At 69.8% G+C, this 24,978-nt stretch carries 22 protein-coding genes and 1 pseudogene; 10 read left to right on the top strand and 13 right to left on the bottom strand.

Translation table 11 applies throughout. The annotated features are described in order from the left end of the window. Window positions 1-16: 16 nt before the first annotated feature. The 4 genes from ACQP2E_RS08705 to ACQP2E_RS08690 are packed head-to-tail and all read right to left on the bottom strand — an operon-like array spanning window position 17 to window position 3,349. Complete coding sequence (locus ACQP2E_RS08705; RefSeq protein WP_433829632.1) at window positions 17-796, bottom strand: HAD-IIA family hydrolase; 780 nt, start codon at window positions 794-796, stop codon at window positions 17-19. After that, the gene (locus tag ACQP2E_RS08700) at window positions 796-1,824 is read right to left on the bottom strand and encodes a ferrochelatase (RefSeq protein WP_433829630.1); all 1,029 of its coding nucleotides are present in this window, start codon (window positions 1,822-1,824) and stop codon (window positions 796-798) included. The genes ACQP2E_RS08705 and ACQP2E_RS08700 overlap by 1 nt, the downstream gene beginning before the upstream one ends. A gap of 20 nt (window positions 1,825-1,844) precedes the next feature. After that, window positions 1,845-2,612, bottom strand: a complete 768-nt coding sequence (fabI, locus tag ACQP2E_RS08695) for an enoyl-ACP reductase FabI (RefSeq protein ID WP_111650128.1) — start codon at window positions 2,610-2,612, stop codon at window positions 1,845-1,847. Window positions 2,613-2,644: 32 nt separating this feature from the next. Continuing rightward, the gene (locus ACQP2E_RS08690; protein ID WP_433829627.1) at window positions 2,645-3,349 is read right to left on the bottom strand and encodes a beta-ketoacyl-ACP reductase; all 705 of its coding nucleotides are present in this window, start codon (window positions 3,347-3,349) and stop codon (window positions 2,645-2,647) included. A 96-nt stretch (window positions 3,350-3,445) separates the two neighbouring features. Here ACQP2E_RS08690 and ACQP2E_RS08685 point away from each other — a divergent pair, with 96 nt between their 5' ends. Continuing rightward, entirely contained in the window at window positions 3,446-4,663 is a 1,218-nt protein-coding gene (locus ACQP2E_RS08685) for a sensor histidine kinase (RefSeq protein WP_433829625.1), read from the top strand. Then, window positions 4,660-5,322 (top strand): response regulator, encoded by a 663-nt coding sequence (locus ACQP2E_RS08680; RefSeq protein ID WP_433829623.1) that lies wholly within the window; start codon window positions 4,660-4,662, stop codon window positions 5,320-5,322. Before ACQP2E_RS08685 ends, ACQP2E_RS08680 begins: the two co-directional genes overlap by 4 nt. 384 nt (window positions 5,323-5,706) lie before the next feature. On the opposite strand, the gene ACQP2E_RS08675 is transcribed toward ACQP2E_RS08680, so the two are convergent. The 3 genes and pseudogenes from ACQP2E_RS08675 to ACQP2E_RS08665 all read right to left on the bottom strand — a co-directional run. Then, the gene (locus tag ACQP2E_RS08675; protein ID WP_433829621.1) at window positions 5,707-6,657 is read right to left on the bottom strand and encodes a VWA domain-containing protein; all 951 of its coding nucleotides are present in this window, start codon (window positions 6,655-6,657) and stop codon (window positions 5,707-5,709) included. After that, entirely contained in the window at window positions 6,654-7,673 is a 1,020-nt protein-coding gene (locus ACQP2E_RS08670; protein ID WP_433833852.1) for a DUF58 domain-containing protein, read from the bottom strand. The genes ACQP2E_RS08675 and ACQP2E_RS08670 overlap by 4 nt, the downstream gene beginning before the upstream one ends. Window positions 7,674-8,065: 392 nt before the next feature. Then, a pseudogene (locus tag ACQP2E_RS08665) lies at window positions 8,066-9,103 on the bottom strand (AAA family ATPase); the annotation flags it as partial. Window positions 9,104-9,452: 349 nt separating this feature from the next. On the opposite strand from ACQP2E_RS08665, the gene ACQP2E_RS08660 reads away from it, so the two are divergent. From ACQP2E_RS08660 to ACQP2E_RS08645, 4 genes are read left to right on the top strand one after another with little or no spacing between them, the layout of a single operon-like run. Continuing rightward, entirely contained in the window at window positions 9,453-9,674 is a 222-nt protein-coding gene (locus ACQP2E_RS08660; protein ID WP_433829619.1) for a hypothetical protein, read from the top strand. Between the two features lie 9 nt (window positions 9,675-9,683). Continuing rightward, window positions 9,684-10,196 (top strand): PH domain-containing protein, encoded by a 513-nt coding sequence (locus ACQP2E_RS08655; protein WP_433829617.1) that lies wholly within the window; start codon window positions 9,684-9,686, stop codon window positions 10,194-10,196. An 11-nt stretch (window positions 10,197-10,207) separates the two neighbouring features. Beyond that, a complete protein-coding gene (locus ACQP2E_RS08650; RefSeq protein WP_433833850.1) occupies window positions 10,208-11,740 on the top strand; it encodes a PH domain-containing protein in 1,533 nt (510 codons plus the stop codon). 18 nt (window positions 11,741-11,758) lie between these two features. Beyond that, the gene (locus ACQP2E_RS08645; RefSeq protein WP_433829615.1) at window positions 11,759-12,157 is read left to right on the top strand and encodes a thioesterase family protein; all 399 of its coding nucleotides are present in this window, start codon (window positions 11,759-11,761) and stop codon (window positions 12,155-12,157) included. Here ACQP2E_RS08645 and ACQP2E_RS08640 read toward each other — a convergent pair. Together ACQP2E_RS08640 and ACQP2E_RS08635 are read right to left on the bottom strand one after the other, a co-directional pair. After that, the gene (locus ACQP2E_RS08640) at window positions 12,132-13,070 is read right to left on the bottom strand and encodes a carbohydrate kinase family protein (RefSeq protein ID WP_433829613.1); all 939 of its coding nucleotides are present in this window, start codon (window positions 13,068-13,070) and stop codon (window positions 12,132-12,134) included. The two genes, ACQP2E_RS08645 and ACQP2E_RS08640, sit on opposite strands and share 26 nt — an antisense overlap. Before the next feature lie 191 nt (window positions 13,071-13,261). Then, complete coding sequence (locus ACQP2E_RS08635) at window positions 13,262-13,702, bottom strand: hypothetical protein (RefSeq protein ID WP_433829611.1); 441 nt, start codon at window positions 13,700-13,702, stop codon at window positions 13,262-13,264. 254 nt (window positions 13,703-13,956) lie between these two features. Between ACQP2E_RS08635 and ACQP2E_RS08630 the strand changes: the two genes are divergently transcribed. The 4 genes from ACQP2E_RS08630 (at window position 13,957) to ACQP2E_RS08615 (ending at window position 19,791) form a co-directional block, all read left to right on the top strand. Then, window positions 13,957-14,616 carry a superoxide dismutase family protein gene (locus tag ACQP2E_RS08630; RefSeq protein ID WP_433829609.1) on the top strand — a complete coding sequence of 220 codons (660 nt, stop codon included), beginning with the start codon at window positions 13,957-13,959 and terminating at the stop codon, window positions 14,614-14,616. 186 nt (window positions 14,617-14,802) lie between these two features. Next, window positions 14,803-16,254, top strand: coding sequence for an aminopeptidase P family protein (locus tag ACQP2E_RS08625; RefSeq protein WP_433829607.1), 1,452 nt, complete (start codon window positions 14,803-14,805; stop codon window positions 16,252-16,254). A 46-nt stretch (window positions 16,255-16,300) separates the two neighbouring features. Then, complete coding sequence (locus ACQP2E_RS08620; protein WP_433829605.1) at window positions 16,301-18,967, top strand: NB-ARC domain-containing protein; 2,667 nt, start codon at window positions 16,301-16,303, stop codon at window positions 18,965-18,967. 62 nt (window positions 18,968-19,029) lie between these two features. Continuing rightward, window positions 19,030-19,791 (top strand): alpha/beta hydrolase, encoded by a 762-nt coding sequence (locus ACQP2E_RS08615; protein WP_433829603.1) that lies wholly within the window; start codon window positions 19,030-19,032, stop codon window positions 19,789-19,791. Here ACQP2E_RS08615 and ACQP2E_RS08610 read toward each other — a convergent pair. The 4 genes from ACQP2E_RS08610 to ACQP2E_RS08595 all read right to left on the bottom strand — a co-directional run bounded on the left by ACQP2E_RS08610 (window position 19,779) and on the right by ACQP2E_RS08595 (window position 24,892). Then, entirely contained in the window at window positions 19,779-20,282 is a 504-nt protein-coding gene (locus ACQP2E_RS08610; RefSeq protein WP_433829601.1) for a hypothetical protein, read from the bottom strand. The genes ACQP2E_RS08615 and ACQP2E_RS08610 overlap by 13 nt on opposite strands. 63 nt (window positions 20,283-20,345) lie before the next feature. Next, window positions 20,346-21,260, bottom strand: a complete 915-nt coding sequence (locus tag ACQP2E_RS08605) for a DUF6891 domain-containing protein (RefSeq protein ID WP_433829599.1) — start codon at window positions 21,258-21,260, stop codon at window positions 20,346-20,348. Window positions 21,261-21,265: 5 nt separating this feature from the next. Continuing rightward, window positions 21,266-24,478, bottom strand: a complete 3,213-nt coding sequence (gene pulA, locus ACQP2E_RS08600; protein ID WP_433829597.1) for a pullulanase-type alpha-1,6-glucosidase — start codon at window positions 24,476-24,478, stop codon at window positions 21,266-21,268. 24 nt (window positions 24,479-24,502) lie between these two features. Continuing rightward, entirely contained in the window at window positions 24,503-24,892 is a 390-nt protein-coding gene (locus ACQP2E_RS08595) for a hypothetical protein (protein ID WP_433829595.1), read from the bottom strand. Window positions 24,893-24,978: the final 86 nt, after the last annotated feature.

The raw sequence follows: 24,978 nt of genomic DNA, 5'->3' as shown, positions 1-24,978 counted from the left end.
GGGTGGAAGTGCTGAGTTAGATCTCCTCGATGAGGTCGGCCACCGAGTTCACGATCCGCGAGGGACGGTACGGATAGGTCTCGCTCTCCATCCGGCTGCTGATCCCGGTGAGCACCAGGATCGTCTCCAGACCCGCCTCCAGGCCGCAGAGCACGTCGGTGTCCATCCGGTCACCGATCATCGCGGTGGTCTCGCTGTGCGCGCCGATCGCGTTCAGCGCGGAGCGCATCATCATCGGGTTCGGCTTGCCGACGAAGTACGGCTTCACGCCTGTCGCCTTGGAGATCATCGCGGCGACCGAGCCGGCCGCCGGGAGCAGGCCCTCGTTGGACGGACCGGTGGCGTCCGGGTTCGTGCAGATGAACTTGGCGCCACCGTTGATCAGCCGGATCGCCTTGGTTATCGCCTCGAAGCTGTAGGTCCGGGTCTCGCCGAGGACCACGTAGTCCGGCTCGAACTCGGTGAGCACGTAACCGGAGGCGTGCATCGCGGTGGTCAGGCCGGCTTCGCCGATCACGTACGCGGTACCGCCCGGCCGCTGGTCGGAGAGGAACTGCGCGGTCGCCAGCGCGGCCGTCCAGATCGACTGCTCCGGGACGTCGAAGCCCATCCGGTTGAGCCGGGCCTGCAGGTCACGAGGGGTGTAGATGGAGTTGTTGGTGAGGATCAGGAACGGCTTGCCGGACGACTTCATCCGGTTCACGAACTCGGGCGCCCCCGGTACCGGCACACCCTCGTGGACCAGCACGCCGTCCATGTCGGTGAGCCAGCTCTCGATGCGCTTGCGTTCCTTCATCAGGGGGCTCCTCGTCGCTGTGGGGGCGTGCAGCAGTCGGTGGGACAGAGGTCCCACGTCGGGAGCGTACCGAGCCCGGTGTGCGGGGCCTCGGCGGTACGTTCTCCGACGAGCTCGCGCACCATCGCGACGAACCGGGGGTGGACGCCGGGGGTGGCGGCACGGGCGTAACCGAGGCCGAGCCGGGCCGCGGTGTCCTTCGCCTCGTTGTCCAGGTCCCAGATGACTTCGAGGTGGTCGGAGACGAATCCGATCGGGCTGACCACCACGTCGGTCACGCCCCTCTCGGCGAGCGCTTCCAGGTGGTCGTTGATGTCCGGCTCCAGCCACGGAACCTGCGGCGGGCCGGAACGGCTCTGCCAGACCAGGTCGTAACCGAGGTCGGCGGCGGCCGCGGCGTGCACCAGCCGGGCGGTCTCCTCCAGCTGGGCGTTGTACCGGCCGCCGGTCGGTCCGGCAGTGTTCGCCATGCTGACCGGGATCGAGTGGGCGGTGAAGACCAGCCGGGTGGTCCGGCGGCGAGCCGGGTCGAGTTGCGCCAGGGCGTCGCGCACCGACTCGATGTTCGGCTCCACGAAACCGGGGTGATCGTGGAACTGGCGCAGCTTGAGGATTCTCGGAGCGCCGTCGCCCACGTGCTTACGCGCTGCCGCGATGTCCTCCCAGTACTGCTTACAGGAGGAGTAACCGCCGTACGCGCTGGTGGCGAAGCCGAGCGCGGTCTCGACACCGTCGTCGCGCATCTGCGCCACGGTGTCGGCCAGCATCGGGTGCCAGTTGCGGTTGCCCCAGTACGTGGGCAGTTTGATGCCGTGCGCCGCGAACTCGGTGTCGATCGCGGCCAGCAGGTCACGGTTCTGCTGATTGATCGGGGAGACCCCGCCGAAGTGCATGTAATGCTCTGCCACCTCGACGAGGCGCTCATCCGGAACTCCGCGCCCGCGCACCACGTTGCGCAGGAACGGCATCACGTCATCGGGCTTCTCAGGCCCGCCGAAGGAGAGCAGGACGAAGGCGTCGTATACCACCCAGCCATCCTGCCACCGGCTCACGCACCAAGCGCGTGGTAACCCCCGTCGACGTGCACAACCTCACCCGTGGTCGCCGGGAAGAAATCGGAGAGCAAAGCGCAAATGGCCCGCGCGGTCGGCTCCGGGTCGCTCAGGTCCCAGCCGAGCGGCGAACGCTCCGCCCACGCCTCCTCGAACTGCGAGAAGCCCGGGATCGACTTGGCGGCCATCGTGCGCAGCGGGCCGGCCGAGACCAGATTGCTGCGGATGCCCTGCTTGCCGAGGTGCAGCGCGAGGTACCGGTTCGCGGACTCCAGGCCGGCCTTCGCGACGCCCATCCAGTCGTAGACCGGCCACGCCTTGGTCGCGTCGAAGGTCAGGCCGACGACCGAGCCACCCCGGCCCATCAGCGGCAGCGCCGCCATGGCGAGGGACTTGTAGGAGAACGTGGAGATGTGCAGCGCCGTTGCCACGTCATCCCACGGAGCGTCCAGGAACCCGCCGCCGAGGCAGCTCTGCGGGGCAAAACCGATCGAGTGGAGCACACCGTCGAGCCCGTCGACGTGCTCGCGGACCTTGTCGGCCAGCCCGTCCAGGTGCTCCTGGTTCGTCACGTCGAGCTCGATCACCGGGGCCGGCTCGGGCAGACGCTTGGCGATCCGCTCGACGAGCGAGAGCCGGCCGAAGCCGGTCAGCACCACAGTCGCGCCGTTCTCCTGAGCGACCTTCGCCGCCGAGAAGGCGATCGAGGCGTCGGTGATGACACCTGTGATGAGCAGCCGTTTTCCGGCCAGAAGTCCAGACACGTAATTCTCTCCTGAAGAAATTCCCGGGCTGATCAGTGACCCATTCCGAGGCCACCGTCGACAGGCAGCACGGCGCCCGAGATGTAAGCCGCGCTGTCACTGGCCAGGAAGGTCACCGCGGCGGCGACCTCGTCCACGCTCGCGAGGCGCCCGGCCGGGACTGACTTGATGATTTCTGCCTTGCGGGACTCCGGCAGCACGGCCGTCATCTCGGTCTCGATGAAGCCGGGCGCCACCACGTTCGCGGTGATGTTGCGGGTGCCCAGCTCGCGGGTGATGCTGCGGGCCATGCCGACCAGGCCGGCCTTACTGGCCGCGTAATTCACCTGTCCGGGGCCACCGTACAGGCCGACGACCGAGGAAATGAAGATCATCCGACCCCACTTGGCGCGCAGCATCTTGCCGCTGGCCCGCTTCGCGCAGCGGTACGCGCCGGTCAGGTTGGTGTCGATGACCCGCTCGAACTGCTCCTCGGACATCCGGAGCAGGAGCGTGTCGTCGGTGATGCCGGCGTTCGCCACGAGGACCTCGACCGGACCCAGCTCGTTCTCAACGAACGTGAAGGCGGCGTCGACGGCCGAGGAGTCGGTGATGTCGCACTGCACCCCGAACAGGCCGTCCGGCACGCCCGAGCCGCGGTGCGTCACGGCGACACGGTCACCCTGCTTGGCGAACGCCTGCGCGATGGCCAGGCCGATGCCGCGGTTTCCTCCGGTCACCAGAACGGTGCGAGCCACAACCCACTCCTTCGACGAGGTCATACCCAGGTAGGGGGTGCCGGGTGGCACCGCAGGGTCACGACAGCCTCTGCGCAGCGTCGTAACCTGCTGGGAATGGAGACTAACGGCCCCAGCAGTGGCGGTGGCGTGACGGGGCCGCTGACTTACCTAACGTTCAAACAGGAGATCCGCAGGCCACCGGCCCGGCGCCGGCGGTTCCGGAACGCGTTGCCGCTGCTCCTGCTGGGGCTCGGCGGCCTCGGACTGGTCGCCGGCAATTTTCTGACCCAGGTCCGTGGGCTGGACGGCCCGGCCGCCGCGCTGGTCGCGATCGGGTCGGTGCTGCCGGTGCTGGTCGCGTACCGGCGGCCGGTGCTGGCCTGGCGGCTGGCCTTCCTGATGCTGTTCGCCGGCACGATCGGCGCGCAGCCGGACGAGCCCTGGCCGTGGAACACCGTGCAGATCATCGGGGCGCTTGTCGTCCTCTTCCGGCTCGCCGCCACGAACGAGTCGCTGGTGACCATCTGGGCGGTCTCGCTCACCGTGGTGCCGGTCTTCATCTTCGCGCCGGATGCCAACGCGTGGGGCGCGGCGCTGCTGATCGCCGTGGTCGCCGCGCTCGGCGACATCATCTCCCGCCGGCGCAGCACCCGGGAGATGCTGGCCGAGCAGTCCGAGCTCAACGAGCTGGAACGGGCCAAACGAGCGGTACTCGAGGAACGCGCCCGGATCGCCCGGGAGATGCACGACGTGGTGGCCCACCACATGTCGATGATCGCGGTGCAGGCGGAGACCGCGCCGTACCGGATCGAGGGTCTTCCGGACGCGGCCCGCGAGGAGCTGACCACGATCGCGGCGGCGGCCCGGGAGGCGCTCACCGACATGCGGCGCCTGCTGGGCGTGCTGCGTGCGGAACAGGACCAGGCGCTCACCGCGCCACAGCCTGGGTACGCCCAGATCGCCGACCTGGTGACGACAGCGCAACGAGCCGGGCTGCCGGTGTCCGCCGAGATCCAGGATCTCGCTGATCTGCCCGAGACGGTGGGGCTCACGGCGTACCGCATCGTGCAGGAAGCGCTTGCGAACGCGGCGCGGCACGCGCCTGGCGGCCCGGTGCGGCTCGATGCTCGCGCTGACGCGGCCTCGCTGGAGTTGCGCGTGCACAACAGGATGACGGTGGCGGCCGCGGATACCGGTGTCGGTGACGGGCATGGCCTGGTCGGCATGCGGGAACGGGTCGCGCTGCTCGGCGGCGAGCTGGCCGCCGGCCCGGATGGAGAGGGCGGTTATCAGGTCATGGCGACAATCCCGTGCCAGCAGGAGCCGGCATGATCAAGGTTCTGATCGCTGACGACCAGGCGATGGTCCGGCAGGGGTTCGGCGCGCTGCTCGCCGCCCAGCCCGACCTGCTCGTCGTCGGCGACGCGGCGAACGGCGCCGACGCGGTCACCGAGGTTCGCCGGCTCTCCCCGGACGTCGTACTCATGGATGTCCGGATGCCGGTGATGGACGGCCTGGAGGCGACCCGGCGGCTGACGAGCGGAAACGCGGCCGCCGGCCCCCGGGTGTTGATTCTCACCACGTTCGATCTCGACGATTACGTCTACGAGGCGCTGCGCGCCGGCGCCAGCGGCTTCCTGCTCAAGGACGCGCCCGCCGCCGACCTGGTCAACGCGGTACGCGTGGTCGCCTCCGGCGAGGCGTTGCTGGCTCCGTCGGTGACCCGGAGGCTGATCGCCGAGTTCGCCGCCCGGCCGCACCCGAACCGGCCGCGGCCGGTCGTGCTCAACGCGCTGACGCCGCGCGAGACCGACGTGCTGCGGCTGATCGCCCGGGGCCGGTCCAACCAGGAGATCGCCACTGACCTGGTCGTCGCAGAGCAGACAGTGAAGACGCACATCGGCCGGATCCTCGGCAAGCTCGGCCTGCGCGACCGGGCCCAGGCCGTGGTGCTCGCGTACGAAACAGGCCTGGTCGCGGCCGGGGAATAACCGATCGAGTGACCCGATTTTCTTAGGTGCGACTTAAGGGGTACGCTCCCACACTGTTCCCAGGGCCCGAACGAGCTATGGAGGTGATCGCTGTGCGAGATAGCGATCCTCCTAGTCGTGGCCGGGACGCTCGTCAGCGTTTCTGACCGCTGACCAGATTTCTCCCACCTGCATCCACCGGTTCGCCGCCTTGATCGGCGAGCTGGCGAACGTCGCCTGCGCCGCGACGCCGGATGTGGGCTTGGCCGCGACCGTGACCTGCGCGTTTCAGTTTCGCTCAGTCGCCAGCGGAAGCAGGTTGATCATGAAGAACCTCGTTGCACCTCTCGGATTCACCCTGCTGTCGGTGTGGGTGGTAATGCTTTTCGTTCTCGCCCACAACTCTTAGGGCAGTCTCGACGTCCAGAGCAGGCTCAAGCCGGCGCCCAGCAGGCCGAGCAGCAGGCCGACTCCGGCGTACCACTGGGTCACCTCGCGCGGTTCGGTCCGGTGGCCGATCGAACTGCCCATGTCCTCGTACACCTGCTTGAGTTCGCTCACCGAGGCGGCCTCGTAGAAGTAGCCCTTGGTGCTTTCCGCCAGCTCCTGCAACGACAGCCGGTCCACCGGCACCCGCTGCACCGAACCGCGGATGTCCACCACACCGGTGTCGGTGCCGAACGCAATCGTCGACACCGGCACGTTCGCCTGCGAGGCAGCGGTCGCCGCGTCCTCGATCGACCGGCCCGAGGTGCGGTAACCGTCGGAGAGCAGCACGACCCGGGCCGGCGGGGCGCCGTCCGCACCGTCCGACGGCACCGAGCGGATCGCGTCCAGCGACGTGAACACGGCCTCACCGGTCGCGGTCGCCTCAGCAAGCGTCAGCCCGTCGATCGCGGAGATCACCGCTGACCGGTCCTTCGACGGCGGGACGAGCACGTTAGCCGCTTTCGCGAACGAGACCAGGCCCAGGTTGTAGGTGGCCGGCAACTCGTTCACGAACGCTTTCGCCGCCTCCTGCGCGGCCTCGATACGGCTCGGCGCCACGTCGTCGGCCTGCATCGAGAGCGACACGTCGATGGCGAGCATCACCGTGGCGCGTTCCAGAGGCTGCTCGGTGTCGACCGACGGGCGGGCCGTCGCCGCCGCCAGCGCGCCGAGCATCAGCAGGAACGCGGCCGCCGACACGTGCCGGCGCCAGCCCAGGCCTTTCGGCGCGAGGGTGCGTAGCAGGTCGACGTTGGTGAACCGCATCGCGTAATTGCGTTTGCGGAACTGCCGCCAGACGTAGAGGCCGGCCATGCCGATCACCGGCAGGATCGTCAGCAGCCACCACGGCTCCAGGAAACGGATCATCGTGTGGTCCCTCGGGTGCGGGCGTGGCGTTGAGCCGCCACGAAACGGACCATGTCGAGCAGCCAGTCGGTGTCGGTGCGCAGCCGCAGGTGGGCCGCGCCGCCGGCACGCAGCGCGCGGGCAATGCCGGCCCGCTGCTCACCGGCCGCCTCGGCGTAACGCTGCCGAAGTTTCGGATCGGCGGTCTGCACCTCGTGCAGCTCACCGGACTCGGGGTCGGCCAGGGTCAGCACCCCGACGTCCGGCAGCTCCAACTCTCGCGGATCGACCACCTCGATCGCCAGCACGTCGTGCCGGACGCCGAGCTTGCGCATCGGCCGAGCCCAGGACTCCACCGGCGCCAGGAAATCGGAGATCACCACGGCCACGCCACGACGGCGCGGCGGCCGGTTCAGCATCTCGATCAGCTCGCCCAGGTCGGCACGCCCGGGCTGGATGCGGGTGCGCGCGATCGCCCGCAGCAGGCCCTGCGCCTCCTTGCGGCCGGGACGCGCCGGCATCCGGACCGTCGGCGAGCTGGGCGGCTGGCTCGGCGCCGTCGCCGCCTTACGGCGCCACCAGCTCTCGCTTTTCTGCGGTACGCCCGAACCGGTGCCGACGACCGCGCCGATCCGGTTGCCGCCCCGTGCGGTGAGGTGGGTGATCGCGGTGGCCGCGGCGATCACCAGATCACTCTTGAGCCAGCGTGCCGTGCCGAAGTCAAGGCTGGCCGAGAGGTCGATCGCCATCCAGGTCTCGAGTTCCCGGTCGGCGACCGTGCGGCGCACGTGCGGCAGCGTGGTGCGTGCCGTGACCGGCCAGTCCATCCGGCGCACGTCGTCGCCCGGGCGGTACTCCCGGGACTCGCCGGCCTCGGTGCCTGGTCCGGGCAGCAGGCCGACGTAATCACCTTGGAGCAGCCCGTCGAGTTTGCGGGTGACCAGCAGCTGGAGGCGGCCGAGGACTGCCTCGGCCCGCGCCGACTCGTCCGGCGCGACGGGCGTCTGGCCCGGGGCGGTCACTGCTGGCCGTGCCAGCCCTGCGGGCCGCCGGCCTGGTGGCCGCCGGGGCTCTGATCGCCGGGGTTCGGGCCGGGCTGCGCTCCGCCGGGCTGCGGTGCCGCGCCGGGCTGGCCTCCACCGAACTGTGCTCCGCCGGCCTGGCCTCCGCCGGGCTGGCCTCCGCCGGGCTGGCCTCCGCCGGGCTGGCCTCCGCCGGGCTGGCCTCCGCCGGGCTGGCCTCCGCCGGGCTGGGCCTGGGGGTAGGGCTGCTGGTGGCGGGGGTCGAAGACGGCCGCCGGGACGCCGCTTGTCGGCTGGATCTGCGGGGCGCCGTGCCCGTTGAAGCCGCCGGCCGGACCACCGGGGAAGCCACCGTTGAGGTTGCCGCCGTGGTTGCCGTTCGGACCGCCGTTGGGACCGCCGTTCGGGCTGGCGCCCTGGCGGGACGCGACCGACGGCATCGGGACGGTCTGCATGATCCGGGCGACGATGTGGTCGGCCGGGATGTCGTCGGCGAGCGCGTCGTAGCTGAGCACCAGGCGGTGCCGCAGAATGTCCGGCGCGATGTCCTGGAGGTCCTGCGGCAGCGCGTAGTCACGGCCGCGCAGCAGCGCCAGGGCCCGGGTGGCGCGGACGATGCCGAGCGAGGCACGGGGGCTCGCGCCGTACTGAATCAGCTGGGCCACGTCGGGCATGCCGTGCTGGGCCGGCGCGCGGGTCGCCAGGACCAGCCGGACCGTGTAGTCGACAAGGGCGTTGTGCACGAAGACCTGGTCGGCGCGGCGCTGCAGGGCGAGCAGGTCCTCGGAGGTGAAGACCTGTTTGGGCTCCGGCGCGCTCACGCCCATCCGGTAGACGATCTCCCGTTCCTCGGTGTCCGTCGGGTAACCCACGATGATCTTCATGAGGAAGCGGTCACGCTGTGCCTCGGGCAGCGGGTAGACGCCCTCCTGCTCGATCGGGTTCTGCGTGGCCATCACCAGGAACGGGTCGGGGACCGCGTGGCTCTTGCCGCCGATCGACACCTGGTGCTCGGCCATCACCTCGAGCAGCGCCGACTGCACCTTGGCCGGGGCCCGGTTGATCTCGTCGGCGAGCAGGAAGTTCACAAAGACGGGGCCGAGCTCCACGTCGAACTGCTCGCTCGACTGCCGGTAGATCCGGGTGCCGACGATGTCGGCCGGGACCAGGTCAGGGGTGAACTGCACCCGGGAGAACGAACCGCCGACCACCTTGGCCAGCGTCTCCACGGCCAGCGTCTTGGCCACGCCGGGAACGCCCTCGATCAGGCAGTGACCGCGGGCCAGCAGCGCCACGAACATCCGCTCGACCATCCGGTCCTGTCCGACGATGACCCGTTTCACCTCGAACATGGCCCGCTCAAGCTGCGAAGCGTCCTGGGCAGGCGTGACCGGCGCCAGGGCGCCGGGACTGGTCTCGGTCTCGGGCATGCTCGGCTGGGACACCGGTCCTCCACAACGGTCGTGATACGCCGACATGGATGCCGACGTTCAAGACTTACACGACAGACAACACCACACGGCTGGGAGGTTCCTAAGAAGTCTTCCGGCCGTGCTCGCCCATTCTGGTCATCAGGGCTGTCACCTCCCCGTCATCATCGCCGCTGCCAGCCACGACCGCAGCCCTGAGCGCAAGAGGCCGGACGTGTTGATCTTTCTGCGCGATCCGCCGGATCGGGCACGGTCACCGGGTGGATCCACGCGGATTTGGAGCGTGTAGCATTTCTCTTGTCGCCGGGCGGCTTCCCCCGTGGCCGCCCGGCGCTAATACTCCCTTCCGAAAGGTTCTCTCGGAATGGTTGAGGAACTCGTCCCGCAGTGCTCCGCCAAAGGTTGCCGTGTCGCAGCGGTCTGGCAGCTGCATTGGAACAATCCGAAATTGCACACTCCGGACCGCCGCAAAGTCTGGCTGGCCTGCGCGGATCACCGCGAGACGCTCGGCGCCTTCCTCGAAGCGCGACGCTTCCTGCGAGAGGTCACGCCCTTCACGGCGGCAGGAGATGCGGTCATCTCATAGGCTTCATATGTGAGCGAGCCGCCCAGCACCACAGTCGATGCCCTCGAACCGTGGCCCGACACGGTTCAGTGGCGCCCCGTCTCCCCCAAACTGATCGTCGTGGAGCTGATCGGCCTGGCCGTCTGGCTCGCCGTGCTCGTCGCCGGCCTCGGCATCGCCTGGTTCTTCGGCCGCCACTCCGGCTGGCTCATCGGGATCGGCGTGGTCCTGCTGCTCGGCGCCTGGCGTGCTGTCGTCCACGTGCGTGCCGTGCGCGCCTGGGGATATGCCGAACGCGACAACGACCTCCTGGTCCGGCACGGCCTGCTGCTGCGCCATCTCTCCATCGTTCCGTACGCACGGATGCAGTACGTCGACGTCACCGCGGGACCGCTGGAGCGGGCGTTCGGGCTGGCCACCGTGCAGCTGCACACCGCGGCGGCGGCCAGTGACGCCCGGGTGCCGGGTCTGCCACCCGAGGAGGCGTCCCGGCTGCGTGACCGGTTGACCGCCCTCGGCGAGGACCGGGCCGAGGGCCTGTGACCAGCGCCGGCCTGCCCCCATCGGTCCCCCCGCCGGACTCCCAGCCCCGGCCGGCTCATCAGCCGCTGCCGGCCGCGCCCGGGCCTCATCCGGAGCATTTCCCGGGTGCGCCCGGCTGGCACGCCACCGCGCCGCCTCCCGGCTATCCGCCCGGCTATCCGCCGCCTGGTTATCCGGTCGCGGGTGGGCCGCCGCCGGGGTGGCAGGCCGACCCCGCTGCCGGGCTGGAGACGCGGCAGCGGTTGCATCCGCTCAGCCCGTTGCTGAGCGGCGCCAAGAGCATCGTGGTGATCGTCGCGGCGCTGTCCTGGCAGACGCTGTCCCAGCTCGGGACCACGCACTTCGCCATGCTCGTGGCCATCCTCGCCGTCGGTGTGGTGATCTTCTCGGTGATCGGCTGGTACAACACCGGGTACCAGGTGATCGGCCGGGAACTGCGGATCGCCGAAGGGCTGATCTGGCGGCGCAACCGGGCCATCCCGCTCGACCGGCTTCAGTCCGTCGAGCTGCGCCGGCCTCTGCTCGCCCAGCTCACCGGGCTCGCCGAACTCCGCCTCGAAGTCGTCGGCGGCGGCAAGACCGAGGCGCCACTGGCGTACCTCACGGTCCGGGAAGCGGGACTGCTCCGGGAACGGCTTCTCGCGCTCTCCGCGCGTACCCAAGCTGGTGGAAGCGCAGGTGTCGCAGAGCCGGCGGCCGGGGCCGCCGCGGTGACCTCCGCGCAGGCCCCCCTCTATCGCGTCCGCAACCGTGACCTGCTGATCAGCCAGTTGCTCACGCCGCAGGCGTTCTTCCTGCCGATCGGTGTCGCGTGGGTGGTGACGCAGTTCGTGATGGAGGGATCATGGACGTTCGTCGGCATCGCCAGCACCGTGACCGCGATGGCCGGTGTGCTGCTCCAGCCGATCCGGCGGGTGCTCGGCGACTGGGATTTCCAGCTTGGCCGTGATCGTGACCGGCGACTCGTGCTGCACTACGGGCTGGTCGAGACGCGCAACCAGGTGGTGCCGCTGTTCCGGGTGCAGACCGTGCGGGTCATCTGGCCGTTCCTGTGGCGCAAGGCGCGGTGGCTCAATCTGCGGCTGGACATCGCCGGGTACAGCGGGCCGGAACCCGGTGACGACAAGAACTCGGATCGGCTGATGCCGGTCGGCGACATCGCCACCGCTCGTTCGCTGGTCGCGGCCGTTCTTCCCGGCGTCGACCTGGGTACGCTCGCCACCTCGCCGCCGCCGGCACGTGCGCGCTGGCTGCACCCGATCGGCCTGCGGTTCTACGGCGCCGGCCTGACGCCGGACGTGTTCGTCACGCGGCAGGGGCGGGTCACGCGGGAGTTGAGCCTGGTTCCGTACGCACGGTTGCAGAGCGTGCGGGTCGTTCAAGGGCCGTTGCAGCGCAGGTTGGGGCTGGCGACCGTTTACGCCGATACCGCCGGTGGGCGGTCCGGGGTGGCTCGGGATCGAGATCTTGCCGAGGCTTGGGCGCTTGCCGAGCAGCTGGCGGTTCGGGCTCGGGCGGCGCGGGCTCATGTTCCCTCGGCCTGAGGGTCCTAAGGTGTATGGATGGAGTTTCCGGAGTTCGCACCGGGGATGAACGCCCGAGTCGAATTGACCGTCACCGACGCCGACACCGCGCAGTCCATCGGCTCCGGTGACGTGCCGGTGCTGGGCACGCCCCGGCTGCTCGCCCTCGCCGAAGCAGCCACCGTCGCCGCCACCGCACGGCAGATCCCCGGCGGTGTCACCACGGTCGGCAGCCGGGCCGAGATCGAACATCGCGCGCCCACCCCGGTGGGGCGTACCGTTGCTGCCACGGCGACGCTGACCAAGGTGGACGGGCGGACGCTGGTCTTCGATGTGACGGTTCAGGACCGGGGCGCGATCGTGGCCGAGGTGCGGGTGGAGCGGATCTTGGTGGACCGGCAGAGCTTCATTTCTAGATCAGAGCGCCCCATCGGGTAATCAGCTCGGGGCCGGTCGGCATCGCGGTGGCGCCACCGGGGCGCTCACAGACCAGGCCGGCCACGGCCAGCGCGAAGCGGACGTGGCGTTGCCAGTCGTTCAGGTTTTCCGGCCGGCCCTCGTCCAGCAGGCGGCGGATCAGCGCCCCCATCACCGAGTCGCCCGCGCCGGTCGCGTCCACGGCCGCCACAGTCGGGGCGGGCAGCATCACGCCGCCGTCGCCTGCCGCCGTGTACGCGCCCTTTGATCCGCAGGTGACCACCACAGCCTTGGCTCCCAGCGCTCGGATCCGCTCGGCCGCGGTTGCCGGGTCCGGTTCGTCGTAGAGGATCGTTGCGTCGGCCAGGCTGAGTTTTACCAGGTCGGCGGTGGCGAAGAACTCCTCGACCAGCGCTCGGAGCTCGGTGATCGCGGCGGGGCCGGGCAGCAGGGTCGGCCGGACGTTGGGGTCGAACACCTTCAGGGGTCCGGCTGTCTGCCACGCTTTTCTGGCCGCGGATCGGAACGGTTCCCGGAGCAGGCAGATCGAGCCGGTGTAGAGCAGGCTCGCGTTCGCCACGGTTTGCTGGTCCAGGTCGTCGGGGCCCAGGAGGGCGTAGCTGGGTGGTTCGCCGTAGAACGTGAAGGTGGGTTCGGCGCCTTCGAAGGTGGTGACCGCGAGGGTGGTGGGGGCGGTTACACGGCGGACTCCGCGGTCATTGACTCCGGCATTTCGGATAAATGCTGATATGCGGTCGCCGAGGACGTCGGTGCTCAGCGAGCCGGCATAGGTGACCTCGCCGCCCAGCCGGGCCACCCCGACCGCGACGTTGAGTGGCGCGCCACCGATCGCCTGCTTGTAGATCTGCTCACCGCCGGCATCAGCCTCCAGCAGGTCGATCAGCGCCTCACCCATGACCATCGCGTAACCCATAGCCGCCCCCTCTGCCGTCCCGCGCCAGCCTCTCACCCCGGACGGCGTCCAGTCACGGCGTCCCCGGCGCTCCGAAAACCCCGCCGCAACAAGCAGCCGGCTAACGGCGCGAGGCCGCGGCTTGCGCTTGAGGTCGCGTTTCCGGCGCCTGCACGACCACAAGCCCAAGCCGAGAGCGGGGCGGCTGGCGCTCACGGCTGCCAGCTGAACACCACGGCGGCCCTGACGTACAGCCAGCGCAGGGCGGCCGTCACCCACGGCTGCCAGCTGAACACCACGGCGGCCCTGACGTACAGCCAGCGCAGGGCGGCCGTCACCCACGGCTGCCAGCTGAACACCACGGCGACCCTGACGTACAGCCAGCGCAGGGCGGCCGTCACCCACGGCTGCCAGCTGCACACCACGGCGACCCTGACGTACAGCCAGCGCAGAGCGGCCGTCACCCACGGCTGCCAGCTGCACACCACGGCGACCCTGACGTACAGCCAGCGCAGAGCGGCCGTCACCCACGGCTGCCAGCTGCACACCACGGCGACCCTGACGTACAGCCAGCGCAGAGCGGCCGTCACCCACGGCTGCCAGCTGCACACCACGGCGACCCTGACGTACAGCCAGCGCAGGGTGGCTGTCACCCACGGCTGCCAGCTGCACGCTACGGCGGCCCTGACGTACAGCCGGCGCGGGGTGGCTGTCGCCCATGGCTGCTGGCTGAACACCACGGCGGCCCTGGCGTGCAGCTGGACTGGCGGCTTGCGGGGCGTGCAGCTGGACTGGCGGCTTGCGGCGGCGTGCAGCTGGGGTGGTGGCTGGGGCCTGTGGGGGGCGGTTGGGGGGCTTTGGGGGGTGACGGTGCTAGTTATATAGGTGATTTTGCGACACTTTGGGGATGAATTTGCGACTTGTGGTTTTGGTGGTTCCGCTTGTGCTGGGGGCTTGTGCCAGCGCGATGGCTACTCCGGCCTCGCCTGAGGTGTCCGGGTCGGCGGTTTCGGCTGTGCCGGACGGTGCGCCCGGGCTGGAGCCCGGGCCGGTCAGCTCGGGGACATTTCGGCAGTGGCGGGAAGGGGCTACGGCTGTCACCTATGACGCTGTCGCTGTGCCGGTCGGGGCCACCGCCGAGGTCAGTGTCAGTGCGAAAAAGGGCGGAGTGGTCGTCAAGGCCACGGTGAGCGGGCTGGTTCCGGGGCGGAAGTACGGGGCTCATCTGCACAACAACCCGTGTACGGCTGACCCCGCCGAGGCTGGGCCGCACTATCAGCATCGGGTTGATCCGGCTGCTGGGCCGGGGAAGCCTTCGGTTGACCCGGCCTACGCGAATCCGGCCAATGAGGTGTGGCTGGACCTCACCACGGACAGCGAAGGGGCCGCCGTGGCTACCAGTGTGCAGCAGTGGCGGTTCGACGCTGCGAGGCCGCCGTGGTCGTTTGTTCTGCACGCTGAAGGAACGCACACCGGGCACGGTGAGGCCGGGACCGCTGGGGCGAGGCTGGCCTGTCTCACGCGGGATCCGGTTCCGGCTTATGTGAACCAGCCGGGCCGCGGATAAGGCGGATAAGGCAGCGAAACAACGGCGTGGGTGCGATGCCTTTGCTTGCGGTGGCCGTGGTGGCCTTCACGAAACAGCGAGAGCCGTCCGTGCGTATGAGCAAAAGCAGGAGCGGAAGTGACCGCGCCTGCCGGGCGCACCGCTGGGGTTGTACCGTCGAGCCAGCGAGAACGGAGGCATCCTCAGATGGCCGAGCAAGCCAAGACGGAGTCGCACGATCCGGATTTCCCGGAGGCGTTTCTGCAGTTCATGCGCAGTGGCTGGCGGGAGGATCCGCTCGCGGTGACGCCGCTGCCGGAGGTTCCCAACTACGCCAAGCGGCGGGCGGCGCTCTCCGAGGCGTTCCCGGGTGAGACGCTGATCATTCCGAGTGGCAACGAGAAGGTGCGGGCGAACGACACCGACTACCCGTTCCGTCCCGGCAGTGACTTCTTCTATCTGACCGGCGACCGCGATCCGGACAGCGTGCTGGTGCTGCTGCCGACCGGTTCGGGGCACGACGCGGTGCTGTTCACGCGGGAGCGCAACTCCAAGGAGACCGATCGGTTCTTCCGGGACCGCAACGGTGAGCTCTGGGTCGGCCGCACGCACACCCTCGCCGAGAAGTCGGCTGAGCTGGGTGTGGACACGGCGTCGCTGGGGCAGCTCGGCACGGTGCTGGCCGGTTCGGCGCCGGGGCGCACCCGGGTGCTGCGCGGCCTCGATGCGAACGTGGACCGTGCCGTGCTCGCCTACGAGCCGAACCGGGAAAAGCCGCGCGACCGCGAGCTGGCGTGGGTGATCTCCGAGCTGAAGCTGGTCAAGGACGAGTGGGAGATCGGGCAGCTGCAGGCCGCGATCGACGCGACAGTGCGCGGCTTCGAGGATGTGGCGCGGGTGCTCCCGGCCGACCGCTCGGTGAAGGAGCGGCTGCTGGAGGGCGTGTTCGGGCTGCGGGCACGGCACGAGGGCAACGACGTTGGTTACAGCTCCATCGTCGGTTCCGGGCCGCACGCCACGATCCTTCATTGGGTACGCAACACCGGCGTCACCACTCCCGGCGAACTGCTGCTGATGGACATGGGTGTCGAGGGCAACAACCTCTACACCGCTGACGTGACCCGCACGGTGCCGGTGAACGGGACGTTCACGCCGTTGCAACGCCAGGTCTACGACATCGTGCACGCGTCGCAGCAGGCCGGTATGGACGCGATCCGGCCCGGTGTGAAGTTCAAGGACATCCACCAGACCTGCATGCGGGTGCTGGCCGAGGGTCTGAACGATCTCGGGCTGCTGCCGGTCAGCGTGGACGAGGCGATGAGCGAGAACAGCACTGTCTATCGCCGGTGGACGCTGCACGGCTTCGGCCACATGCTCGGCATCGACGTGCACGACTGCTCGAACGCTCGCAAGGAGTCGTACCGCGACGGCGAGCTCAAGGAAGGCTACGTGCTGACCGTCGAGCCGGGTCTCTACTTCCAGGCCGAGGACGACCTGGTCCCGGCCGAACTGCAGGGTGTCGGCGTCCGGATCGAGGACGACGTCCTGGTCACCAGCGACGGCTGCCGCAACCTGTCGGCCGGCCTGCCGCGCTCGTCCGATGAGGTCGAGCAGTGGCTGGCGTCGCAGCGCGAGGCGGGTCCCCGGCTCCCGCTGTGACCTTTGTGACCTGTTGCTCGGCGCTCGCGCTGGGCAGAGTGGTGGGATGACCACGCCCGAGCCCGCCGTCAGGCTTCGTGCCTACGGCGGGCTCCGCATGTGGCGTGACGGCGTCGAGGTCGACATCGGACCGCCCCGGCAGCGGGTACTGCTGGCCGCGCTGCTCGCCGCGCGCGGTGGTGTCGTCGGCATCACCGAGCTGGTCGAGCTGATCTGGGGCGCCGAGCCGTCGCAGAGCGCGGTCAATCAACTGCACCGGCTGGTCGGGCAGGTACGCCGACTGTTCGAGCCGAACCTGCCCAGCCGGACGACAGGCCACTGGGTGAATCCGGCCGGCGAGGGATATCGGCTCACGATAAGTCAAGATATTTCGGACATATCAGGGCCGCTATCTCTGGACACCGTGCAGGAGCCGCCGTTCGCCGGGCTGGACCCGGAAGTGCTGGAGCACCCACTGTTCGTGGCGCTCGCCCAGGAACGCATCCAGATCGCCGTGGACGCCGCCGATGATCCCGGCGCGTTGAGCGGCGTCCAGCGGATCGCGGCGTCCGCGCCGTTGCACGAGCCGCTGCAGGCCCGGCTGATCCGGCTGCTGGTGCTCTCCGGGCGCCGCGCCGAGGCCCTGGCGCTCTTCGACGAGGTGCGGCACCGGCTCGCCGATGAACTAGGTGCCGATCCAGGTGTCGAGCTGCGCGCCGCACACCACCTGGCGTTGAAGGAGGACCGGCCCGTTCAGCTACCCCGCCGGGTCGCCGGGTTCGTGCCCCGCCACGACCTCACCTCGGCCCTGGACGCGCAGGCCAACGGCGCTGCGATCGTAGTACTCAGCGGCATGGGTGGCGTCGGCAAGACGGCAGTCGCCGTGGACTGGGCGCACCGGCTCGCCCCGCGCTTCCCGGACGGTCAGCTCTATCTCAACCTGCGCGGCTTCGACCCGAGCGGCCGCCTCGTCGACCCGGTCGACGCGCTGAACACCCTGCTCGAATCGGTCGGCGTCTCGCTGGCCTCGCTCGGCGGCACCGGCCTCGACGCGCGGGCCGCCCGGTTCCGGTCCGCCCTCGCCGACCGCAAGATGATCGTGCTGCTGGACAACGCCCGCGACTCCGAGCAGGTCCGGCCGCTGCTGCCCGGCGTACCGGGCTGCCTCGTCGTCGTGACCAGCCGCAACCGGCTGACCGGCCTGGTCGCCCGGGAAGGCGCCCGGCCCGTGCACGTGAACCGGCTCGGCGACAAGGCCGCGAGCGAGCTGCTGGCCAAGCGGATCGGCTCGGCCCGGCTCGCCGCCGAGCCGGCGGCGAGCCAGGACCTCGTGCGGTTCTGCGCGGGACTTCCGCTCGCGCTCGCGATCGCGGCAGCCCATGCAGCGGTACGCCCGGAGCTGCGGCTCAGCGAGTTCGTCGAAGAACTGGAACTGGACGCCCTCTCCACGGGCGAGTCCGGCGACGACGTGCGATCCGCGTTCTCCTGGTCATACGAAGCGCTCAGCCCGGCGGCGGCCCGGCTGTTCCGGCTGCTCGCCGTGCACCCCGGGCCGGAGATCTCGATCGCGTCGGCGGCAAGCATCGCCGGGGCCGGTCCGAAAGCACGGTCGCTGCTCGCCGAGTTGAGCGCGGCGAACATGCTGACCGAAGCGGACGGGCGGCGGTACACGATGCACGACCTGCTGCACGCGTACGCCGACGAGCTGCTGGAAAGCTCCGGCGAACGGCTGGAGGCGGAGAAACGCCTCGTCGAGCACTATGTGCGAAGCATCCGGCACTCGTACCTGATGTTCGGGCGGCCGCAGGTCACCTACCTCGGGCCGCCGTCGGCCGGGATGACGATCGAGCGGCCGGCCGACTTCGCCGCCGCCCTGGAGTGGTACCTGCGGGAGAAGGTCACCCTGCGCGCCGTCATCGACCTGGCGCTGCTCCGGCGCTGGCATCGCGAGGCCATCGAGATGGTGCTCGACCTGCGGGCCGCCCGGGGCGCCGTGGTGGAACCGCCGGCTGACTCGGCCGAGCAGTCCGAGCGGGCGTTGAAAGCCGCGCAGTCGCTCGGCGAACCGGTCCTGGAAGCCGGGATGCTGCGGGAGAGCTCGATCGGGCTGCACTCGACCGACCCGCGTCGGTTCCGGTCCCGGCTGGAACGGGCCCTGGAACTCTACGAAAGCATCGACGACCTGGCCGGGCAGGCCATGGTGTGGCGCAACATGGCCTGGTCGACAACGGCCGAGCCCTCGGAACGCCTGATGTACGCGAAACGGGCGGTCGACACGGCCGAGCTCTGCGGCGAGCCGAGCGTGCTGGTCTTCGCCCTCGCCGCGCTCGGCTCCGAACTGCAGGACCAGGGTGACCTCGCCAGCGCCGCCGATGCCGCGCTGGAGGCCCACGAGCTCGCCGTCCAGGCCGACGTCCTGGACATGTCAGCGCAGACCGCTGTGAAACTCGCCGAGATCAAACTCGCCCTCGGCGATCATCCCGCAGCCGTTCGGTACGCCTCGACCGCCCTGGACCTGGCCCCGCCGGCCGAGGTCTTCACGCCGTTCCAGGCCAGCGCGATCCTCGCCGAGGCCACGCTCGCCCTCGGTGACACGGCCCGGGCGTCCGCGGTCGTGTCCGGGTTCCGGCAGGCGGCCGCCCAGCACTCGCACATCTACCGGGTGGTCTGGGGCGACGACGAGGTCGACGCGGTGATCTCCCGGGTGGAGGCTTGTGCATCAGCGATGCACTGAATGTGCACTGACTCGGAGTTTTCTCATCCTCGACCGGCTGTCCGAGGACGAGGAGAACCCCGATGAGCTACCTATCAGCTGTTCAGGAGCTTCGCTTCACGGGCGGCCCGACCGGTGAGGTGCGGATCCGGATCTACCGGCCGGCCGGTGCGTCCGGCTCGCTGCCGGTGGTGCTCTACACGCACGGCGCGGGCTGGGTCTTCGGCGACTCCGGCGTGCATGACGGGCTGGTCCGGGAGCTGACGGCCCGCTCCGGCGCCGCGATCGTCTTCGTCGAGTACGACCACGCCCCCGACGTGCGGTACCCGATCGCGCTCGAACAGGTCTACGCCGCGCTGGACTGGATCGTCGTGCACGGTTGCCTGCACGACCTGGACGCCACCCGGATCGCGGTGGCCGGTGACTCGGTCGGCGGCAACATGACGGCGGCGCTGTCCGTCCTGGCGAAGCAGCGCGGCGGGCCGGAGATCCAGGCGCAGCTGCTGTACTACCCGGTCACCGACGCGTCGTTCGACACCGACTCGCAGCACAGCCATTGGCTGCGCGCCGACTCACCCCGGGACGAACCGGCTCGGGCCGGCACCGGCGTGCTGAGCGGGCTGCCGCCGGCGCTGGTCATCGTCCCGGAGGCGGACGTGCTGCGGGCCGAGGGTGAGGCGTACGCGGCCACCCTGCGATCGACAGGCGTGCCGGTCACGGCGGTCCGTTACCAGGGGATCATTCACGACTTCGCGCTTCGCGCCACGAGCGCGGTGACCGCGGCGACGGCTCAGGCCGGCGAGTTCCTCCGCGCCGCCCTGAGCCCCGAGCTTCAGACCTTGTAGTCGTCAACTATCCAGCACTCGGCACCCGCGGCCGTGTCCGTCACGTTGATCGTCACCTTTGTCGGATGTCCATCGTCAAGAGAGAACTCGGTCGCCACCTCGGCGCCGTCCTCGCTCGCCGTCTGCGCCATCTCGACCAGCTCGGCGAGGGTCGGTACCTCGATCTCCTCGCCCTCCTCGCCGGTCACCGGGCCGAGATCGACCTCGGCCGAGGGCGCCGGCGAAGCCACCGGAGCGTCCACCCGCTCGGCCGCCGAGATGACGCCGCCGGTCACCGTGGCCTGATAGGTGCCGAGAGGCGCGTTCGCATCACAGCCACGGATCAGCTTGTAGGTGTAGGCAGTGGGTTCGGTCCACGCCGGAGCAGCCCCAGCGGGCGCCGCCGACGCGGACTGCGCGGGATCCGTGAACTCCGGCTTCTTCTCGTCCGACGTGCAACCGCCGACGAGAGACAACAGGACCAACGCGCACAGGGCACGCTCGAGCCGCACCAGGACCTCCGATTCGCGGGCCACGCCGACTGTCGGCAGGCCACCGCGCCGAAATCTAGCTCATCATTCTGTCCAGCCGGTGCTGCGGATACCCGGCAGGTCGCGGATCGCCACCCGATCCTCGGTGGACAGCACCGTGAGCATCCGCTCCGCCTCGGCGAGGGTCGCGTGTTTGCCGGTCGATGCCGCCGCCTCGGCGTCCGGGGTCTCCAGCCAGAGGCGGCCGTCCTCCCAGCGCATCTGCACGATGCCGCCAGACCGGCCCACTGCGGAAAGCCACGATTCGGTACGCGTGGGCAAGCGCCGCAGCACGTCGAGCGTCTCCGGCAGAGTCATCCCGATGGGGTCCTGCTGAGTTCCGTTCGGCAGGCTCTCGTAGGAGACGTCGAGCGTGGCCGGCCCGTCGGGTTCGGGGTTGCCCGGGTACGCGGCCATCCGCCCGTGCCGCCACCGCGCCCAGCGCAGCCGGACGCCGATCCGTTCGTTCGGCGAGCCGTTCCAGTAGACGTCCAGCCCAGCAGCCCGCAACGCGGCCGCCACCTCCTCGCCGATCTCCGCGGTCGGCGGGGCGCCGAACAGCCCGAATGCGATCCGCAGGTCACCGGAATCGACAGCGTTCTCCGCGTCCTGCTGGTGGTAGAAGGCGTAGCCGCGGCCCGTGCCCTCTCCCCCGATCTCGGCAACCCCACAGTTCTGGCAGCAGGCGAAGTCCTCGCGCGCGACGATCCCGGCCAGGTCCAGCGCCCGGAACGCGTCGGTCAGCCGGTCGCTGTCGGTCCGCTCCGGCCACCCTTCCTGGATGTCCCGGTGCTCGGCGAGCCGCACCCCGGCGAGCCGCGCTGCCTGCGCGCGGATCGTCTCCGGGTCGCCCTCGCCGGCCAGGTGGTCGACGCAGTCGCCGACGAGCGTGTCGTAGTCGTAGCAGCCTCTGGCCACGGCGACACGAAGAAATTCGCCGGCGGTTTCCTCCGATGACATGCCGATCAGGATGCGTCACTGACGAAGACCGCCACGGAACGGGGTGGGACGCTCAGCAGATCGGCGGTGGCTGATGCCGTACGCAGGATCGGGTCCGCCGACTCGACCAGCTCGGGATGCAGCCGCAGGACCGGCAGATCCGGCACCCGCTGCTCGGCGGCGTCCTCGGTGCCGTTGAAGACGACCACGATCGTTGCCCACGGCGAATCCAGCCCGGTGGCGTCGAGCGACATCACGATCACGCCGGGCGTCTCGGCCGACCCGCTCAGCGGGAAGGTGAGCCGGCGCTGCACCTCGTCGGCCGTCGGCAGCCCGAAGACCGGCGACGAGCGGCGGATCCGCAGCAGCTCCCGGTACCGCTCGGCGGCCAGATCGATCACGTCGGCCGGCGGGATCAGCTCCGGCGACGCCAGCAGCGGGCGCGCGAACGACCACTTGTCACCGTTGTCGGAGTACGGCGGCAAGCCAACCCCGAAACCGTTGCCGAGCGCCGGGTCCCAGCGGATCTGGTTGAACCAGTCACCCGAGTTGAACGAGTTGCGGTCCAGCGACTTCGACCGCAGACGTTCGCTGCCGAGGGCCACGAAACCGGCGCCCTGGCTCAGCACCACCAGCGACAGGGCGAGCACCTGCATCCGGGCCCGGTCCAGCGGGGCCATGCCGGCCGGCAGCTTGAAGGCCATCGCGTCGTACAGAATCTCGTTGTCGTGGGCGTCCACGTAGTTGATCGCCTCGCCCGGATCGTGGGCGTAACCGCTGGGTGAGCCGTTGTAGTCGATCTGCGCCCCGCTGAGCTCGACCCCGGTGTGGGTCGTGAGGCGATAGGTCGCCAGGGCGCCGGACAGCCCGACCTTGATCTGGTCGTGCAGCCAGAGCGGGGTGTGCCCGCCGAGCCCGGTCGCGAAGCCACGCACCCCGGGATCGTCGCCGAACGAGCCGCCGCCGCGGATCGCGTCCCGGAGCCGGTCGTTGAACGTCCCGATCCCGGTGCCGGCCATGTTGACCTGGGTGGCCTGAGCGAACCGCGCGTCGTACGCGACCTCGCCGAAGTTCCACCCCTCGCCGTACAGGCAGATCTCCCTGCCGTGCTCGCCGAGCCGGTCCAGAGCTATCCGCGCCTCCAGGATGTTGGCGCGCGGGTGATGGCCCATCAGGTCGAAGCGGAATCCGTCGATCTTGTAGTGCACCGCCCAGGTGAGCAGCGAGTCGATGACCAGCTTGCTCATCATCATGTGCTCGGTCGCGGTGTTCGGGCAGCAGGTGGACTCGGCGGTGCTGCCGTCGGCGAGCAGCCGGTGGTAGTAACCGGGCACCAGCCGGTCCAGGACGCTGAACCGGTCCAGGCCATCGCCCATCGTGTGGTTGTAGACCACGTCGAGGACCACGCGCAGCCCGGCCGTGTTGAGGGCGGCCACCGCCGAGCGCAGCTCCAGGATCCGTGCCGCACCGGACGGGTCGGTGGTGTAACTGCCCTCCGGCGTGGTCCAGTGCCACGGGTCGTAACCCCAGTTGTATCCGTCCTCGTCGGCGATCGCGGCGATGGCCTGCTGCTGCTCCGGCGAGTCCGGCGGGAACGACGCCAGGTCGCAGGCCGGCACCTTCTGGTCGGCGCGCCGGTCCGGGACGGTGGCGAAGTCGTTGATCGGCAGCAGGTGCAGGTGGGTGAGCCCGGCGTCGGCGAGCGACCGCAGGTGCCGCATCCCGTCCGAGGAGTCCCGGGCGAACGCCGCGAAGGTTCCGCGTTCGGCAGCGGGCACCGAGGCGTCGAAGATGGAGAAGTCGCGGACCGAGACCTCGCCGATCTGCATCCGGGCCTGCGCCACGGCCGGCGGCTTGTCCAGCCGGTCCCAGCCGGGCGGCTTCAGCGCCGGGTCGCCGAGATCGACGAGCTGACTGTGCGTGGAGTCGGCGGCGAGCGAGACCGAGTACGGATCGGTCACGCTTGTCGTGACGATCCGCTGGGCCGCCGGGTGCCAGATCTCGACCTGGTAGCGGTAGTAGCGGCCGAGCCACTTGCGCTTCGCCGCGATCGACCAGACGCCGGTGACCGGGTCCCGGTCCATCGGCAGGACGCGGGGCTCGTCATCGGGCTCGCGGAAGAGCTCCAGCTTCACCGAGATGGCGGTCGGCGCCCAGACCGACAACTGCGGGCGGTCCTCGTCGCCGAACGTCAGGCCCAGCTCGGCGTCGGCGGCGTCCGCGTACAGGTCGTCGAGGACGCCGGCCAGCTGGACCGAGGTCAGTGCGGTGACCTCGCCGTTCTCGTCGGTTCCGGTCACCAGAAGCCGGCCGCGGAGCAGGTCGCCCAGGGCAGCGTCGCCCATCTCGCGGATGGCGAAGGCACGGTACGCGCGCAGGTGCGGGAACCGGCGGCTCTGCGCCTGGAAGAGCCCGCCGGGGCGGGGCACCAGCGCCAGTTCCTGATCCGGCCCGGTCACGGAGAAAGCAACCCCGCGATCCGCGAACCAGTCCGGCAGGGCGATCGTTCCGCGGTCCACGAACACGGCGTAGGACCGCGCCGGGTCCAGCTCCGGGCCGAGCGTTCCGAGATCGGGACGGACCGGGGCGGCCACGCCGGCCACCATCCACAGCTCGCGGGCGATGGTGAGGTCCAGGCGCTGGTCGTCGGGCAGGTCCTTGACGTCGCCGCGGTGCACGACGAAACGCAGGCCGGCGGCGTCGGGGCGGACCGTGATCTCGAAAACCGCGCCGAAGGCATCGAAGCGGGCCGGTGCGATGGGCGTACCCCAAGGGGTCTTGTCCTTGACCGGGACGCCCTCCCAGCAGTGCAGGCCCCACCCGCTGTAGTCACCGTCAGGTCGCCGGTAGTGAATGACCACGTTTTCCGGTTGGTCAGCTGCCGGCGGTGGATCTTGGAGGCGCCGATCGTTGGCGGTAATCCAGATCTCTGACTTTTCCGAGATATCCACCCAGCGATCGACGTCTACGTCTTTCGCGCCAAAACGGTGGACGATCAAGAATCCGACTTCACCGGCGTTGTCCGCCAACTGAACCCAGGCGAACCGGCCATGAGCGTCCTCGCCGTCGAACGGCACGCCACCCGGATAGACCATCTCGTCGGCCACGTCGCCCCAGGCATGCAGCGACCAGCCGGAATAATCACCATCCGGCCGGTGATAGTGCACGATGAGCCATTTCGGACGGGTCCGGCTCTGCGGCGGGTCAATCGCGGTCGCAGTGATCTCGATCGTCGTCACCGGACCATGGTCGCAGAGGTCGGCTCAGCGTGTGGCGATGACCGTGGTGATCAGCGGACCGTCCGCGCCGGTGCGGATGAGATACCGGTACCGCTCGCCGGGGACCGCCCCACCCTCGTTGTCCAGGTACTCCCACTCGACCGACACCAGCGTGAGAGCCTTGGAGAGCTGCTGCACGGCGAGCAGCTGCGCGTGCGCCGCGACGATCCGATGCTCGCGGTACGCGGGCGCGGCCCCGAGAAACGACAGCGCCACAGCGGCGGGCGAGCTGAACGTGAAGCTGTACGAGTCGGAGACCACCAGTCCGGGCAGTGCGTGGCAATTGGCGATCGCCGCGACATCGCCGGTGGTCAGTGCCGCTCCGTAACGTCCGAAGAAGTCGGTGAGCTCGTCGGTGTGCACCGGTGCCGTCATGCGGCGCGTATGCCCATCTATCCAAAATCCCAAACGCGGCCGGGGCTGAGAGGATCGGCAGGTGGACCCCGCCTTGCGAGAGTTAG

The sequence above is a fragment of the Actinoplanes sp. CA-015351 genome, assembly GCF_050955685.1.
GTDB lineage: Bacteria > Actinomycetota > Actinomycetes > Mycobacteriales > Micromonosporaceae > Actinoplanes.
This window is presented reverse-complemented; position numbering and strand designations above follow the sequence as displayed.